Source organism: Actinomyces dentalis DSM 19115, assembly GCF_000429225.1.
Taxonomy (GTDB): domain Bacteria; phylum Actinomycetota; class Actinomycetes; order Actinomycetales; family Actinomycetaceae; genus Actinomyces; species Actinomyces dentalis.
Genome location: NZ_AUBL01000031.1, coordinates 35,743 through 51,879, shown reverse-complemented (window position 1 = coordinate 51,879; position 16,137 = coordinate 35,743). Strand labels below are relative to the sequence as shown.

Below are 16,137 nucleotides of genomic sequence, written 5' to 3'. Positions count from 1 at the left end.
TTAACTTTCGGGTGCGCGGCGGCTCCCGCGCGTCCGGGAAATGGCGTCATTGCGCCACTTCGGAACGGGAGGGGCGCAGGACGGGGAGTGAAAGATATGCGCCAGCCACCTTTTTGAGTCGCCGGACCGCCCGCCGCGGGTCCGTCCGCGCCCGCGGCGGGACGAATGGGGCGGGTGGGGTGAACGAGGCGGCACGCAGCAGCATTCGCGGCCGTGCCCGCGCCCGCGGCGGAGGAACCTCGCGGAAATCGGTCCACGCCAAGGGGCTCGCCCGCGGCGGGGCGGATGAAGACCATGACGGGTGCATTGATAACCAGGTTCGACGGCCAGGTGGACCCGTGGGAACGCCGCTCGGCCCGCGAAAACTCACCCCGACGCACGAGCACGTCACTTAACCCGCGAGAACGTCTGCCAGAGGTACGTTCTCGCGGGTTAAGTGACGTGCTCGACGGTTACCCGGCGATCTCGCGGACCGTGGCGCCGGCCCTGGGAGCCACGCGAGGTTGAGATGCGGCCAGCCCCCGCCGCTGGCGCGCCCGGCGCCGGGTGTGCCATGGTGGTTCCGCCTCCACGGCACCACCCCGGATCAACGCAGTCACAGTTCTGCCGGGAGTGCGTACCGAGAGGGGGTGAGACTGGGCATGTCGTCGAAGAACCGGAGGCGCCGCCGTCGCAGGGCGGGGACGCGCAAGGGGATGACGGGCGCGCAGAGGGCCCAGATCTGGCGGACGCTACTGCAGACGCTTCCGCCGTTGATCTGGGCCCTTGCAGCTCTGATCAACGTCCTGTTGGGGCGCTGACTCAACATCCCAGTTTCCTGGGGAGCCGTCCGGGTACGCCGGGCGGCTCCCCGTCATTATGGCACCCGCGGACCGTCAACGTCCACAGTGCGGCGGGACTCATCGGGGATGCCCGTCAACGGGGCCCGGCGCCAGGGCCCGCTCCCCCGCGCGCACCAGCTCCAGGGCCCGACGCGTCACGCGCTCGCGCTCGCCGGGCGCCCAGTCGCCCCCGGGCTCCAGCGCGACGTCGATCCAGTGGACGCGCGGATCGCGCCGGAACCACTTGATCTGGCGGGAGGCGAGTTTGCGGGTGGCCGCGGCGGTCGCCTCCACGGCCTCCTCGCGGCTCATGGTCCCGTCCAGGACGGCCAGGGCCTGGGCGTAGCCGATGGCCCGCGGCGCCGTCGTCCCCTCGGCCAGGCCCTCGTCCACCAGGGCCCGCACCTCCTCGATCAGACCCGCGTCGAAGATCGCCCGGGCGCGCGCATCGATGCGGGCGTTGAGGGCGGCGCGCTCGGGGCGCAGCGCCAGGTGCACGGTGGGCACCAGGTCCTCGTAGCGGGGCAGGGTCGCGGAGAACGGCCTGCCGGTCACGGCCAGGACCTCCAGGGCCCGCACGACCCGGCGGGTGTTGGCCGCCTCGATGCGCTCCGCGGCGGCTGGGTCGGCCCGGCGCAGCTCCTCCCACAGGGCCCGGCCCCCGACGGCGGCGGCCCGGGCCTCCAGGGCCGAGCGGATCTGCGGGTCCGTGCCCGGGAAGTCCAGGTCGTCGGTCAGGGCCCGCACGTACAGCCCGGAGCCGCCGACGATGAGGACGCGGGCCCCCCGGGCCTCGGCGGCGCGGGCGTCGGCGCGGGCGCGGACCTGGTAGGCGGCGACGCTGGCCTCCTCGCGCACGGTCAGGACGTCGATCTGGTGGTGGGGCACGCCGCGGCGCTGGGAGAGGGGCAGTTTGGCGGTGCCGATGTCCATGCCGCGGTAGAGCTGGGAGGCGTCGGCATTGACCACCTCGGCTCCCCGGTCCTCGCCCGCAGCCCGGGGCCCGTCAACGGCGGGGGCCCCGCCCGCGCCCCGGTCCCCGTCAATGGCAGGAGCCCCGTCGACGGCGAGGGCCTCGATAAGATCGAGGGCGAGCTCGGACTTGCCGCTGGCCGTCGGGCCGACGACGGCCACGCGCACCAGCGCGGACCGCGCGGCACCGGCATCGGGGCCCGAGCCGACACCGGGGCCGGCACCGGCGTCGCCGTCCATGCCGATGCCAACGGCGCGGGCGCTCACGGCGGCGCCCCTCACATCTCCGGCAGGAGGGGGCCGACCCGGCTCAGAGCCTGCGTGCACGAGGACAGCGCCGTGTCCAGGTGGAGCCTGAGCTGGGTGTCGGTCACCCCGGAGCTCAGGTCAGTCAGGTAGGTGGCGCGGACCACCGGGCCGAGGGGGCTCTCCACCAGGGCGACCGTGGGGAAGAACTTGTCCCGGTTCCAGTCGTTGACGGAGGCGGCGATCTCGTCGCGCTGGGAGGAGCGGATCGGCTCCTCCCAGTCGCCGGAGATCAGCAGCCAGCCCTTGTGGCCCTCCGGCTCCTCGATGACGAAGGGGAAGGTGTCCCAGGTGCCCAGCAGGCAGGGGTGGCCCTGCTCCTCGTGCCACCGCACGCCGTAGCCCATGGGGCCGGTCAGCATGGTCTCCACGCGCTTGAGGGTCAGCGCCGCGGTCAGCTCGTCCGACCCGTCCGGCTTGTCCAGCTTGTGCGAAGCGGCCGGGACGCGCACGGAGACGATGGCGACCACCTCCTCGCCGTCGTCCCGCGCCCCGGCGCCCGTCCCGTCCCGCGCCCCGGTGCGGCGGGGCGCGGCGGGGCGCGGCGGGTCCGGGTCGGGGCGCTCGCCCCGGTGCCTGCCGAACAGGCGCGCGATGAGGTCGGAGAGCAGGCGGCGCGGGAATGATGCGGGACTCATGGGTTCAGGGCTCCAGGTTGCCGCGCAGGGGGTCGGGGAAGAGCTCCTCGGCCTCGCGCATGAAGGCGACGATGAGGCGGCAGCCGGTGAAGACGAAGTCCTCGAGCTGGGCGTCGGTCATGCCCGCCTCCAGGGGGTAGGTGACCTCGCCGTGCAGGCGCACGATGCCGCCGTCGGCGACGGTGAGGTAGGTCTTGGGGCCGATCCGGGTGGCGTTCCACTCCTCGACCAGGCGCCGCAGGGGGGCCAGGTGGTCGGTGTCGGCGATGCGGTGCCACACGCCGCGCAGCTGGATGGCGCGGGTGTCCTGGAAGATGACGTGGACGGTGACGTAGCGCCAGGGGATGCCCAGGTCCCCCTCGTCGTCGAGGAAGAACCGCAGCCCGAGCCCGCGCACGCAGGCCACGACGCGCTCGACGTCGACCGGCGCGGGGGCGGCCGGGACGGGCGTGTCAGAGGTGACGGATGCGGGCATGACCCCACCATATCGAGCCTGCGCCCCGCAGGCCCGGCCGTCACGCGACGGGAGGAACCTCGGTGACGAATGGGACACCGGGGGCGCCGGACGGGTCCTCAAGACCCGGACGCGGCGGCCCGGGCCGCCTGGGAGGCGATGTCGTCGATGGCGTCGTTGAAGGCGTCGGAGGTCTTCGACGCCCCCGCCAGGGCGGTGACGTGGGCGTCCTCCACGCTGCGCCCGACGACGGCGCCGGAGATCTCGTTGACGAAGCCCTGCATGTAGTCGTGCGACTGGGTCAGCAGCGGGTGCCCGGTCACGGAGACATCGGTGATGACGCCGCCTTGCAGGGTCGCGGTGACGTCGATGGAGTCCTCCTCGATGACGCCGTCGACGACGCCGTAGCTCTCCGAGGCCGCGTACTGGCCGTCGGCGTAGGGGCCCCCCGTCACCGTCGGCGCGGGGGCGGGGGCCGTCGTGGCCGGGGCGGTGGTCCCCCCGGCGGGGGCGGGGTTGGCGGTCTGGGCGCGGCCCGCGTACTCGTCGTTGGAGGGGGTGACCTCCTTCCCGGCGGCGCAGCCGGTCAGGACGCCGGTCGAGCAGGCCGCCGCGAGGACGACGCCGCCCACCGCCAGGGCGCGGCGCGCCCGCGGGCCCGCCGTCGGCGCACCGCCCCTCGCCGGGGAGCCCTCCCCCGCCGCCGGGTCGGGGGCGCGACCCCCGACCGGGGCGCCCGCCGCGCCGCGCGCCCGGCTGCTCTCCGTCATGCGTCCTCCTCCTTCTGCCCGAAGTCGAGCATATCGGCGCTGCGGCGCCCCTCGGTGCCGTCGTTGAGCTTCTCCCCCACCAGGCGCCCGTGGTTGAGCAGGATCTGGCGCTGCCCGCAGGAGGCCACGTGCGCGTCGTGGGTGACGACGATGAGCGTGGTCCCGGCCTCGTGGAGGCGGGCGAAGATGTCCAGGACGAGCTGCTCGTTGGCCTCGTCGAGGTTGCCGGTGGGCTCGTCCGCCAGGACGATCTCGGGGTGGTTGATCAGGGCGCGGGCGATGCACACGCGCTGCTGCTCGCCGCCCGACAGCTGGGAGGGCAGGTGGTGGGCGCGCTCGCCCAGGCCGACGTCGCCCAGGGCCTCCAGGGCCTCCTTCTCATCGGTCATGGAGTGGTAGTACTGGGCGACCATGACGTTCTCGACGGCGGTCAGGTGCGGAATGAGGTGGAACTGCTGGAAGACCAGGCCGATGACGTTCTTGCGGATCTCGGTGAGCTGGGCGGCGTTGAGCCTGCCGAGCTCGCGCCCGTCGAGCAGGACCGAGCCCCTGGTCGCCGTGTCCATGCAGCCGATGATGTTCATGAGCGTGGTCTTGCCCGACCCGGAGGAGCCGACCAGGGACAGCCACTGGCCGCGGGGCACCTCCAGGCTGACGTCGTCGACGGCGTGGAGCTCGCCATAGATCTTCGAGACGTGGCGCAGCTGGAGCAGGACGTCGGGGGCGGCCGACGACGAGGACGATGGCATGTCATTCCTCTCTCAGGACGAGGGCGGGGTCGATACGGGTGGCGCCCTGCACCGGGCCGGCCGAGGCGATCACCGCGACCAGGGCGGACAGGAGCACCGAGAGCAGCGCCAGCCACCACGAGAACCCGATGGGCTGCTCGAAGACCCCGATCCCCACCGCCCGCGCCAGCGCGTACCCGATGGCGGTGCCGATGAGCCCGCCGATGAGGCCGAGGCAGGCGGCCTCGGTGTAGAACTCCACGGCGATGGACCTGGAGGAGGCACCCAGGGCCTTGCGCAGGCCGATCTCGTTGCGCCGCTCGGAGACGATGACCGTCATGGTGGTGGACACGCCGACCAGGGTCAGGCCCAGCACGACGACGGCCACCACCCAGAACAGGGTGTCGAGCATGGTGATGATGCGGGTGTCGCCGCTGGTGATCTTCGAGACCGGCTCGGCCCGCACCCCCTGCCCGGCGGCGTCGGCGGCCCGGTTGACGGCGTCGGCGACGTCCGCGGCGGTGACGGAGGTGGTGTCGACGGAGAATTCGACGACGTCGTAGCCGGCGTCGGCATTGCCGGTGAGGGTCTCGAGCTGACCCAGGGGGACGTAGAGGATGTCGTCCTCGGACCCACCCGTGTCCACGATCCCCGAGACCCGCCAGCTCGCCTGGCCGGCGGCCTGGGCGGTGTCGCCGCTGGAGGAGACGGTGGAGGACAGGGACAGGTCGTCGCTGCCCAGGTACTCGGCGTTGACGGTGGAGCCGACCTTGAAGCCGGTGCTCTCGGCGACGTCCAGGCCGATGAGGACCTCCCCGTCGCCGGGCCAGCGCCCCTCGATCTCCCAGTGGCCGTTGAGGGCGCGCACCGCGTCGACGTCGATCCCCCCCACGAGGTAGGGGGACTTGTTGATGCGGACCGTCTCGTAGCGGTAGGCGGCGGAGCGGGTGGCGGACGAGCCGGTCGCGGCGGCGACGGCGTCGGCGGCGTCCGCGGCGGCCTGCGGGCTCACCCGGGCGGTCGCCGGCGCGGCGGCGTCAGCGCCGGGGGACGGCGACGCAGCGGCGGAGGGATGCGGTGCGGCGGTGGCGGCCGCGGCGGTGGGAGTCGCCGTCGCGCTCGCGGCGGCGGAGCCGCCCGAGGGGGTCGCCGCGGCGCTCCCGCTGGGAGTGGCGACGCCGGAGGGATGCGGTGCGGCGCTCGCGGCGGAGGGAGTCGCCGCGGGGCCCGCCGTGGCCGCCCCGGAGTCCCCCTGGAGGGGGACGAGGATGAGATTGGCCCCGAACTGGCGCATCTGGGCGTTCATCTGGGCCGGGATGGCCAGGCACACGGCGGCCAGGCAGAACAGGGTGGCGGCCCCCACGGCGGAGGAGCCGATGGCGGCCAGGGCCCGGGAGCGCCGTCGGGCCAGGGCCCGGCCGAGCATGATGACGAACATGCGCCGGTTGGTGATGCGGCGGCGCGGAGCGGCGGGAGTGGTGGTCATGGCGGTCCTCACCTCCTGTGCAGGGCCGTGGCCGGCTGGATCTTGAGGATGGAGCGCATGGAGGAGGCCGTGGCCACGAGCAGGACCAGGGATATGAGCGCGACCACGAGCACGTAGACCATGGGGCGCATGGTGATCGACGAGCCGAAGACGATCCGCCCTATGAGCTGGGCCAGCCCCGAGCCGACGAGCGCCCCCACGGCGGTGCCCGCCAGGCCCAGGACCGCGGTCTCGGCCAGTATGAGGCGGTTGACGGAGGCGGAGGAGGCGCCGATGGCCTTGAGCAGGGCGAACTCGCCGGTGCGCTCGACCAGGGAGGCGGTGGTCAGGGAGGCGACGGCGAGCACGGCGGCCACCAGCGACAGGGCGGTCATGAGGATCATGAGGGTCTGGGTCTTCTCCAGGACATTGCCCTCGACGGCGGCCACCTGGCGGACCTGCTTGGCGACGGCGCCGGGGATGGCCTCCTCGATCTGGTAGGCGATGGAGGAGGCGTAGGCGGTGCAGTACCAGGTCTCCCAGTCGGCGGAGGACAGGATGGCCGGGTTCTGGGCCGCCTTGCGGGACAGGTCGTTCTCCGGGGTGGTCAGGGCCTTGACCTCGACCTGGTCGACCTGGCCGATGTGGCCGGTGAGCTCCTGGACGACGGCCAGGGGTGCGTAGAGGGTGTCGTCGTCGCTGTCGCCCGAGGTGTAGACCCCGGTGACGGTCAGGGGGCGGCTGCCCGTCGGCGTGGTCAGGGTGACCGTGTCCCCCTCGCTCAGGCCCAGGCGGCCGGCCAGGTTGGAGCCGACGACGGCCTGATCGGCGTCGTCGGCGGGCCAGGAGCCCTCCATGGTCCACCACGAGCGCATGGTGGTGACGCCGGCCGTCGTCGTCTCGCCGGTGGGCAGGGACAGGTCCTTGTTGAACCAGGTGCCCGTGACGCTCAGGTCGTCCACCTCGCCCCCGGAGGAGGAGACCTTGACGGAGCCCTTGAGGGTGGCGGCGAAGTCGACGATGTTGTAGGCCCAGAAGATCGTCTTGATCTTGGGGATCGCGGACTCGTCGAGGTGGGCGGTGGGCGCCGCGTCCCGGTCGGTCTCGTACAGGTTGGACACGACGGCGTCCGCCTTGGGCTGGACGACGATATTGGAGCCGTAGGTCGTCAGCTCGGCGTTGAGCTTGTCGCCCACGTCGAGCACGATTCCGAGCATGGCCACGCAGATGGAGGCGCACAGGGCGACCGTCAGCGCGATGAGGGAGCGCCGTCGCAGCTGACGGGTGAAGGAGCGGTACAGGAGCCTGAGGAGGAACATGTCAGGCGAAGACCTTCGCACTGGACTCCAGCGCGTCCCGGGCGACGGTAAGGGTGCCGCCGGAGACGGTGAAGTCGATGGGGATCGGGTTGCACCCGCCCTTGAAGCCGATGGTCGCCGGGTTGATGGCCACGTCGCAGCGCTTGCAGATGACCTTGCCGTCGGACTCGTAGTAGCCGGAGGGCCCGCAGGACTCGCAGGCGTCCAGGCCCACCCCGTAGGCGCCGCCGTTCTTGAGGATGACGATGAAGCGCACCTGGGTTCCGCCGGAGGCGTCGTAGGCGAAGCGGTGGAGGTGGCCGTCGGCCAGGAGGGACGTGGGGATGAGCGCCCCGGCGTCGGTGAGGTCGTAGGGCTCGGGGGCGGACAGGGTGGGGACCTCGTTGACCTTCATGACGGCGATGGTGCGCGTGACGGCGAGCACCGCGAAGCCCGCAGCGCCGGCCAGGACCCAGCGGCGGGTGCGCCGCCGCGACGAGCGCAGGGCGCGGGTGCGGGCGGGGTTGTCCTGGGCGGGGGCGCGGCCCAGGGCCCGCACCAGCGCCAGGGCCATGGGCACGAGCCAGACGGCGGCGGCGGTCAGGAGGATGACGCCCTGGGCGTTGTTCCGGCCCCAGGTCATGGTGCGGAAGGTGGAGCCGTGGAACTGCATCCGGTGGGTGGCGTGCAGGACGTTCATGAGCTCCAGGACGTGGACGGCGGTGAAGACCAGGGTGAAGACGAGCAAGCTGACGCGGGTGAGGATCCTGGGCGACCTGCGGGCGCTGCGGTAGTAGATGAAGGCGAGGATGGCCACGCCGACCCATCCGCCCAGGAACCCCAGGACGCGCAGCAGCATCTCGGAGGAGAAAGTGGACTCGCCGGGCTCGATGAAGGCGGTGAGCTGGAGGATGATCTCGGGGATGGCGCGGAAGAAGGCCATGGCGATGGCGGCGCAGCCGATGACCTGGGTGAGGCCGCGCATGACGCCCCGCTCGCCGAGCGACGGGCGCACGGTCAGGATCGCGAGGACGGCCAGGAGCAGGGCGTCGACGATCACGCAGGTGATGAGGGTGGGGATGGTCACGGCGCTGCGCGAGGAGATGACGGCCAGGGTCCGCAGGGTCGCGAAGACGACGGCGCCGACGGCGCCGGTCAGGGCGGAGGCCAGGCGCCAGCGGCTGGCGCGGGGCCAGCCCTCGACGAGGGCGGGGGTGAGGATGACGGCCAGGGCCGCGTACAGGAGGAAGGGCAGGGTCGCCCCACCGACGACGGAGACGTAGCGCGCGAGCATGTGGTCCTTACTTGTCCTTCCTTGAGCGCTGGAATCTGCCGCGGCGGCGCATCGGTCGCGCGCCGCCGCGGCAGATCTTACGGGGCCGGCCTCAGCGGGTCTGCGGGCGGCTCACCACTCCTGGGGCGTGTAGTCCCAGTCCCACTGCAGCTCGATGGGCTGGGTCCAGAACCGGCCCTTGACGCCCGTCTCGGGGTCGACGTGGAGGACCCAGCCGTTCTCCTCGGGGCTGTGGATGGTGATGGTGACGGTGTACTGCCCGGCCTGGTCCAGCTTGATGTTGGCGCCGTAGTGCGGTCCGTCGGAGGCGTTCATCTGCATGAAGGTGCCCGTGACGGGGGTGCCGGAGCCGTCCTTGAGGGCGATCTTGTAGTCGACGGTCAGACCGGGGACGAAGTCGCCCGCGCCGTAGCCCAGGGTGTTGTCCTTGAGTCCGGAGACGTCGACCTCCATGTGGAAGGAGGACTCGGAGGCCTTGAGGCCGGCGGCGCCGGCGGGCTCCATATCGACGGGCTGGAAGTAGACGAGGGCGACATTGATCTGCCCCTCGGCCTCCTTGTCACTGCCGATGGGGTACTCCTCGAAGCCGGCGTTGCCGCCGGAGTCGTTGGTGGCCTCGACCGAGGCGGACTCACTGGCCGTGTCGGTGGCGGCGGCAGCGGTGGCGGCACCGCCCTTGCCGCCACTGGCGTTGGAGTCGTTCTTGGACCCGCAGCCGGCCAGGCCGAGGGTGCCGACCAGGGCCAGGGCCGCGACGGCGGAGACGAGTTTGACAGAGCGCATGGGCTTCCTTTTCAGTTGAGCGGTCCTCGAAGCGAGGCGGTCATTCGGTGGTGGACTTGGGGGCGGACTCGGCGTCGTCGGCGGACTCGGCGTCGGACCCGGCGACGGCGTCGGCGGACTCGGTCGCGGCGGCGTCGTCGGACGCGTCGGATTCAATCGCAGAGGAGTCGTCGGAGGACTTGACGTCGTCGGACCCGGCGTCGGCCGCGGCGGCGACTGCGGCCCTGCGGCGCCGGTGCAGCACGGAGGCGACGGACAGGACGATGACGACGAGGAGCATGAAGGCCTGGAAGCCCAGGGTCTGCTTGTAGGGGTAGATGCCCAGGTAGTCGTAGGTGGGCCAGCCGGGCACGTAGGTGCCGGGGATGAGGTCGCCCTCGTACAGGGCGTGGGCGCCGCCGCCGGCGAAGATGACCACGAGCACGGCCATGAGGAAGCTGGTGACGGCGAAGAAGGGGCGCAGCGGGATCTTGACGCTGGTGAAGCGGATGAGCAGGAAGATGGCCACGAGCAGCACGACGCCGACCGCGAAGCCCTGCCAGATGGAGGCCTTTCCGCCGGGGTCCATGGTGAACAGGGCCTCGTAGAACATGACGGTCTCCGCGCCCTCGCGGAACACGGCCAGGAAGGACAGGGAGGCCAGGGCCCAGAAGCCGCCGTCGGAGATGGAGGCCTCGGTGCGGTCCTTGATGTAGCGGTTCCAGGACTCCACGGAGGACTTCGACAGCATCCAGTTGGAGGTGAACAGGAGCATCCCCATGGCGACGAGGGCGACGACGCCCTCGAGGATCTCCTGGTGGGCGGAGGCGGAGTTGTACAGGAAGGCGAAGAGCACGGCGACGATGCCGGAGCCGACCAGTCCCAGGACGATGCCGGCGTAGATGTGCTTGACGCGGTCCTTCATGCCGGCCTTGATGAGGTAGGCGATGATCGCGGCGACCACGAGGATCGCCTCGAGCCCCTCGCGCAGGAGGATGATGAGGGCCTGCCCGAAGGATCCGGTGAAGAAGGCCTTGATCGGGCTGATGCTCTGGGCGGCGCCGCCGTCGAGCGTCGCGGCGTCCTCCTGGATGTAGGAGATGAGGGTGTCGGCGGCGGAGCGGACCTCGGAGGCGGAGGCGCCGGAGACCATGGCCTTGCGGACCACCTTGAACTGGTTCTCCACCACGGAGACGCGGTCCCCGGAGATCGCGGACATGACGGTCTTCTCGAAGCCGAGCTTCTCGTAGTACCCGTAGTAGGCCTTGTTGACGTCGTCGGCCCCGCCGTCGCCGTCGCCGTTGGCGGCCTTGTCGACCCCGGAGTTGATGAGGGCCGTCATCTCCGCGGCGACCTCGGTCCAGGTCCGCTCGCCGCGGCCCTCGTTGACCTGCGTCCTGCTGGCCTGGAGCGAGGCGCGCTCGGTGGCGATGGTCGAGGATCGCTGGGCGGCGTAGTCGCGCGGGCCGGGCAGGTCAGACAGGGCGTCGAGCCTGCCCGCGTCCGCCAGGAGGGCCGACGACAGCGAGGCGGCGTCGGCCGTGATGGTCTCGTCGTTGCCGGCCGTGTAGGAGGCCTTGCGCAGGGCCTCGAAGGCCTGCTGCTCGGTGGTGGCGACGTTCTGGCCGAGGCGGTCGATGGTGACCAGCTGCATATTGGAGGCCACGTAGCCGGAGTTGTAGGCCCGCTGGAAGGCGGAGGCCGCGCCGGTGGTGTTGCCGCCGGTGTAGGTGGTCACCGCCTCGTTGAGCTCGGTGCCGATGTTCTGGGCCACCTGGGTCCACGTGTCGAAGTCCGTGTCGGCGTCGTCGGCCGAGGCGTTCGGGTGCGGTCCGCTCGGACCGAGGATCCCGATGAGCAGGAGCAGCGCGGTCAGGGCCCCGAGGGCGGTGCGGCCGACCCGTCGGGGCGGCGGGCCTGCGGTGAGCGACCGGTCGGGTGGGGCTGCGGTGGGCGATGAGGGCATGCGGCCATTGATCCTTCGCACGACACGGATGAAGATCGCAGTCAGTAGGTAAGGCTGACCTGCGATGAACAGCCTAGGCTGACGTGTTCCTATGAGTCAAAGGTCTGATAATGACGTCCCGTCTCAATCGCCCCGCCCGCCGGTCGCCGTTGGCAGGCCTGCCGCCGCCGGCAGCCGGCCCATCGCCGGTCGACCGGTCGTCGCCGGCCCACTCCTCGTCACCGGTCGACCGGTCGCCGCTGGCCCACCGGTGGGCCTTCACGGCCACCGGCTGCCGATGGGCCGTGTCCACCCGGCGCCCACTCCCGGAGGGCCTGCGCCGCCTGATCGGCGAACGCATCAACGCCTTCGAGGGGGTCTGGTCGCGATTCCGCCCCGACTCCCTGGTCAGCCGCGCCGCCGCCGGCGCCCTGCCGTCCGACGACGACGGCGCCGTCGTCCTGGACCTGCCGGACGGATCGGGGCGGCTCCTCGACCTCTACGACGCCCTGCACCGGGCCACCGGGGGCAGACTCGACCCGCTCGTCGGGGCGGACCTGGTCGAACTGGGCTACGACCCGCGCTACTCCTTCGTCGTGCGCGCCAGCGCCGTCCGGCGCCTGGGGGCGGCGGGCGGGCGCGGCACCTGGGCCGAACTGGCGACCCACGAGGGCGACCGGCTGCGCCTGGACCGGGCGGCCCTCATCGACGTCGGCGCCGCCGGCAAGGGGCTCCTGGCGGACCGGATGGGCGCCTGGCTGGAGGAGGAGGGCGTCGAGGAGTACCTCGTCGACGCCTCCGGCGACCTGCTCGTGCGCTGCGCCGAGCCGCTGCGCCTGGGGCTGGAGGAGCCCGGCTCGACCGAGGAGGACCCGCGGGTCGTGGGCGTCGTCGAGCTCGCGCGCGGCGCCCTGTGCGCCTCGGGCACCGCCCGGCGCGCCTGGGGGGAGGGCCTGCACCACCTGCTCGACGCCGTCACCGGGCTGCCGGTGGACGGGGCGCGGGCCGTGATCGCGTCCTGGGCGGTGGCCGGGGACTGCATGAGCGCCGACGCCCTGGCCACGGCCCTGTTCCTCGCCGAGCCGCAGGCGCTGGCGAAAGCCGGTTTCGCCTACGAATTCGCGCTGCTGCGCGCCGACGGGTCGGCCGCCGTCTCCCGCGGCCTGCCGGGCGGGTTCTTCACGGCCTGAAGAGCGGGGCCCGCGCCCGTGCCCGGCACAACGCAGGCCGCGGGGTTCTGCTACGCCCCTTTCCGTCTGCCGCGAGCGCAGGTGAATCCGCCGCGGGCGGCGGCGCGAGCACGACGGCCCATCCGTCCCGCCGCGAGCGCGGGTGGGCCGGTGGCGGGCGGTCCGACGACTCAAAAGGTGGCCGGCGCATATCTTTCACCCCCCGCCCCGCGGCCCTCCCGTCCTGAAGTGGTGCAATGACGCCATTTCCCGTGCGCGCACCAGCGCCGGCGCATCCGAAAGATATGCGCCGGCCACCTTTTTCCGGCCCGCCCCCGCAACCACCCTTCCATCTTGTACCAACTGCTTGACACAAAAGACCGCGGATGGCATGTTTGTACCATGTCGTCGGTACAAGAGAGGCTCTCATGACCCCCGTGCCCGCACTCGCGCTCATCCTCGCCTTCGCCGCACTCATCCTCGCCCTGCCCCTCGGCGCCGTCCGCCTGTCCTCCCGCCCCGGCCCCGACCTCGCGTCGGTGCCCGAGGCCCTGCGCGGCCCTCTGCGCAACGCGGACCGCCACTCCCGGTGGCTCCGCTCAACGGCGGTCCTCGTCGCCTTCGCCTCCGCCGCGATCACCCACCTCATGGGGATCCCGGCGACACCCGGGGTCTTCGGGCTGGTGGGGCTGGCCGTGCTCGTGCTCGGCGAGAGGCGCAGCCCCGTCATCACCACGACGACGCGCACGGCGGCGCTGACGCCGCGCAGGATCCGCGACTACCTGCCGCGACGGGCGGCGGCGCTCATCCCCCTGGGACTCGTGACCGTCCTCGGCCTCTTCGCCCTGGGCATCCCGACGGCCTCGCCCGTCGCCCACATCGAGTCGCAGGGGCCCGTCGCCGTCCACCTTCCGGCGAGCTCCTACCTCGAGGGCGTCTCGACCACCCCCGACGGCGAGATCATCCGATCGGTCTTCTACCCGTGGCCCGGCAGCTTCTACGTCATCCCCGTCCTCGTCCCGCTCGCTGTGCAGCTCGCCCTGACCGCCGCGGGCCTGTGGTCGGTGGCCGCCCGCGAGCAGGTGAGCACCTCATCGGGCGAGCATCTCGACGTCGTGCTGCGCCGCCGGTCCGCCGAGGGGATCGTCGGGTTCCTCCTCGTCTCCCTGGCCCTGCCCATGCCCCGGTTCGGCACCTCCATGATCGAGGCCGCGACCTGGGAGGTGGCGCAGTGGGACTACCTGCGCGGAGCGCTCGGGGGCCTGGCCGTGCTCGTCGCCCTCACGTGCATGGCCACGGGCGTCATCCTGCTCATCCGACGCCCCTCCGTGCTCTCATCGCCCCGCCCGCCCGCCGTCGATACGACGCCGTCCGAGGGGCCCGCGTGAACGGTTTCGTCAGCCTCGACACCGCCTCCCCCGTCCCGCCCTTCGAGCAGATCCGCTCCCGGGTCGCCGAACTCATCGTCTCCGGGGCCCTGGCCGGCGGCCAGAGGCTCCCCGCGGTCAGACAGCTGGCCGGCGACCTGCGCGTCGCCCCCGGCACCGTGGCCCGCGCCTACAAGGAGCTGGAGACCGCCGGCCTCCTGGTCACCCGGCGCGGGGCGGGCACCCGGGTGGCGCCGAGGTGGCCGACGTCGGCGTCCGAACGGCCGGACCTCCTGGCGCACGTGGTGGGCGGGGCGGTGGGGCGGGCGCGCGCCCTGGGGTTCTCCGACGCCGAGATCGCCGACTGCGTCGAGCGGGAACTCGGGCGGCCTACTCGGTGCGGCTGACGGCCGGGGCGGCCCAGTCGGACGCTTCCGCCCGGCACGCGCGGCGGCGCACCGCCGCGCCTCTTCGTCCTCCGCTGCGCCTGTTTCAACCGTGCAGCAGAGGGCGAGGGACGCGGCCGACTCCTCCGGGGCCCGTCCCACCGCCATGCGGACCGCCCTCCGGCGCCGGGGAGAATCCGACTATGGTGCGGGCAGGGCCGACGACACGAGACGACCGACGGGCGCGCCGCGAGGCGCGCCGCACGACGAGGAGGTTGAGCATGCGTCCGCTCCGCAGCCCCGGCGTCCGCGCGCTCGTCGTCGTCGCGTTCGCGATCGGGCTCGGCCTCGTCGCGTGGGCCTCCCTGGGCACGACCGACCTGCTGGACGCCTGGTACCCGTCCTCGGAGAGCGGGTACTGGTCCGACCCGACGACCGACCCGCTGGGCCCCGGGCGCCCGCCTCCGCCGGCCGCCCGGGGCGCGACCAGGAACGCAGCCCGGGGCAACACGGCCCGGGGCAGTGCGACCCGGGGCGCGACCGGCAACGCGACCCGGGGCAGTGCGACCGATGACGCCGGGGGCGCCCGGGGCGCAGCCGGGAGCGCCGGAGGCGCGGCCGAGGATGCCCGGGGCGCCGAGAACGCGGCCCCGGGCGCAGCCGGCAACACGGCCGGGGGCGCCGAGGGCGCCCGGGGCGCGACCGATGACACGGCCGAGGACACCGGGGCCGCGACCCGGGCCGCAGCCGAAGACACAACCGAGGACGCCGAGGAGACCCAGGCCGCCGACCTCGCGAGGGTGTGGTGGGTTCTCGGAGGCATCGCCCTGACGCTGCTCCTGGCCGTCGTCGTGCTCGCGATCCGCGTGAACCGCCGGCGGCGGCGCGCGGCGCCCCCCGAGTCCGCCCGGGAGGCCCCCGACCGGGCGCTGCTCACCGATCGACGGGCGGCCCGTCAGGCGCGGATGCTGCGTGAGGGCTCGCCGCGCGAGGCCATTATCGCCACGTGGCTCGATCTGGAGCGGCTCGTCGCGGCGGCGGGAGTCCCCCGGCGCCCCAGCGAGACCTCCTCCGAGCTGGTCGTGCGGGTGCTCGACGACCGGGAGGTGCCGGCCGCGGCCCTGACGGACCTCGCCGCGCTGTTCCGCGAGGCCCGCTTCTCGACGCATGAGCTGACCGAGGCGCTGCGCGAGCGCGCCGCGGGCGACCTCGACGCCGTCCACGCCGCGCTCGGGGCGCGGGGGCGGGGGGCTGAGTCGTGAGACCGATGTCCCGTCAGGGCGCCTTCGCCCTCACCGCCGTCATCTGGGTGGTGGTGCTCCTGGTGTGGCTCATCGAGCCGCGCATCCACATCGCCGTCCCGATGTCCGCGACCGTGCTCTTCCTCGAGTACGCGGCGCTGAGCCACCGGGGGGTGTGCGGCGCCGCCTTCCGCGACGGGCCGCGGCCCGGCCCCTCGTCCCTCCCCCTCGACCGGCGTCTGCGCGATCTGTCGCGCATGCTCGGCGCCTGCATCGATCCTGGCTACGGCTCCGACTTCGATCTCCGCGCATGGGAATGGGAGGGGCGCGCGCGCCCCCACCTCGCCGGGCTCATCGTGGACCGGCTGCGGGGCCGGCGCGGTGTCGACGCGTCCGCCCGGCCCGATGAGGCCAGGAGGATCCTGGGCGAGGAGCTGTGGGGCGTCGTCGCCGCCACCGCGCCGGCCCCGCGCAGCGCGGAAGAACTCAGCACCCTGATCGAGAGGATCCACGAGTTGTGA

Annotated in this window: 15 protein-coding genes; 5 read left to right on the top strand and 10 right to left on the bottom strand. The window is 72.9% G+C overall.

The features are described from left to right. Positions 1 to 899: 899 nt before the first annotated feature. The 10 genes from miaA to G446_RS16785 form a co-directional block, all read right to left on the bottom strand. Positions 900 to 2,033: a tRNA (adenosine(37)-N6)-dimethylallyltransferase MiaA gene (gene miaA, locus G446_RS0108270; protein ID WP_084779097.1), complete on the bottom strand. Its 1,134-nt coding sequence runs from the start codon at positions 2,031 to 2,033 to the stop codon at positions 900 to 902. 38 nt (positions 2,034 to 2,071) lie between these two features. Then, on the bottom strand, positions 2,072 to 2,737 hold the full coding sequence (locus G446_RS16800) for a YbjN domain-containing protein (RefSeq protein WP_084779096.1): 666 nt from the start codon (positions 2,735 to 2,737) through the stop codon (positions 2,072 to 2,074). Positions 2,738 to 2,741: 4 nt separating this feature from the next. Continuing rightward, on the bottom strand, positions 2,742 to 3,212 hold the full coding sequence (locus G446_RS0108260) for a YbjN domain-containing protein (RefSeq protein ID WP_026409804.1): 471 nt from the start codon (positions 3,210 to 3,212) through the stop codon (positions 2,742 to 2,744). Between the two features lie 98 nt (positions 3,213 to 3,310). Continuing rightward, entirely contained in the window at positions 3,311 to 3,961 is a 651-nt protein-coding gene (locus G446_RS16795) for an FMN-binding protein (protein ID WP_084779095.1), read from the bottom strand. Further along, positions 3,958 to 4,710 (bottom strand): ABC transporter ATP-binding protein, encoded by a 753-nt coding sequence (locus G446_RS16790; protein ID WP_051285784.1) that lies wholly within the window; start codon positions 4,708 to 4,710, stop codon positions 3,958 to 3,960. The genes G446_RS16795 and G446_RS16790 overlap by 4 nt, the downstream gene beginning before the upstream one ends. A gap of 1 nt (position 4,711) precedes the next feature. Then, positions 4,712 to 6,175 carry an ABC transporter permease gene (locus G446_RS21325; RefSeq protein ID WP_034469772.1) on the bottom strand — a complete coding sequence of 488 codons (1,464 nt, stop codon included), beginning with the start codon at positions 6,173 to 6,175 and terminating at the stop codon, positions 4,712 to 4,714. An 8-nt stretch (positions 6,176 to 6,183) separates the two neighbouring features. Next, on the bottom strand, positions 6,184 to 7,473 hold the full coding sequence (locus tag G446_RS0108240; RefSeq protein WP_026409802.1) for an ABC transporter permease: 1,290 nt from the start codon (positions 7,471 to 7,473) through the stop codon (positions 6,184 to 6,186). A 1-nt stretch (position 7,474) separates the two neighbouring features. Continuing rightward, positions 7,475 to 8,746, bottom strand: a complete 1,272-nt coding sequence (locus G446_RS0108235; protein WP_026409801.1) for a DUF2318 domain-containing protein — start codon at positions 8,744 to 8,746, stop codon at positions 7,475 to 7,477. A gap of 111 nt (positions 8,747 to 8,857) precedes the next feature. After that, on the bottom strand, positions 8,858 to 9,529 hold the full coding sequence (locus G446_RS0108230; RefSeq protein ID WP_026409800.1) for an iron transporter: 672 nt from the start codon (positions 9,527 to 9,529) through the stop codon (positions 8,858 to 8,860). 40 nt (positions 9,530 to 9,569) lie between these two features. After that, positions 9,570 to 11,474 carry an FTR1 family iron permease gene (locus tag G446_RS16785; RefSeq protein ID WP_051285781.1) on the bottom strand — a complete coding sequence of 635 codons (1,905 nt, stop codon included), beginning with the start codon at positions 11,472 to 11,474 and terminating at the stop codon, positions 9,570 to 9,572. A 149-nt stretch (positions 11,475 to 11,623) separates the two neighbouring features. Between G446_RS16785 and G446_RS16780 the strand changes: the two genes are divergently transcribed. The 5 genes from G446_RS16780 (at position 11,624) to G446_RS16770 (ending at position 16,137) form a co-directional block, all read left to right on the top strand. Then, positions 11,624 to 12,643, top strand: coding sequence for an FAD:protein FMN transferase (locus tag G446_RS16780; protein ID WP_483756932.1), 1,020 nt, complete (start codon positions 11,624 to 11,626; stop codon positions 12,641 to 12,643). 416 nt (positions 12,644 to 13,059) lie between these two features. Further along, a complete protein-coding gene (locus tag G446_RS0108215; RefSeq protein WP_156916581.1) occupies positions 13,060 to 14,010 on the top strand; it encodes a hypothetical protein in 951 nt (316 codons plus the stop codon). Further along, a complete protein-coding gene (locus G446_RS0108210) occupies positions 14,007 to 14,396 on the top strand; it encodes a GntR family transcriptional regulator (protein ID WP_026409798.1) in 390 nt (129 codons plus the stop codon). The genes G446_RS0108215 and G446_RS0108210 overlap by 4 nt, the downstream gene beginning before the upstream one ends. 260 nt (positions 14,397 to 14,656) lie before the next feature. Continuing rightward, positions 14,657 to 15,637 carry a DUF4129 domain-containing protein gene (locus G446_RS18750; protein ID WP_026409797.1) on the top strand — a complete coding sequence of 327 codons (981 nt, stop codon included), beginning with the start codon at positions 14,657 to 14,659 and terminating at the stop codon, positions 15,635 to 15,637. Next, a complete protein-coding gene (locus G446_RS16770; protein WP_156916580.1) occupies positions 15,634 to 16,137 on the top strand; it encodes a hypothetical protein in 504 nt (167 codons plus the stop codon). Before G446_RS18750 ends, G446_RS16770 begins: the two co-directional genes overlap by 4 nt.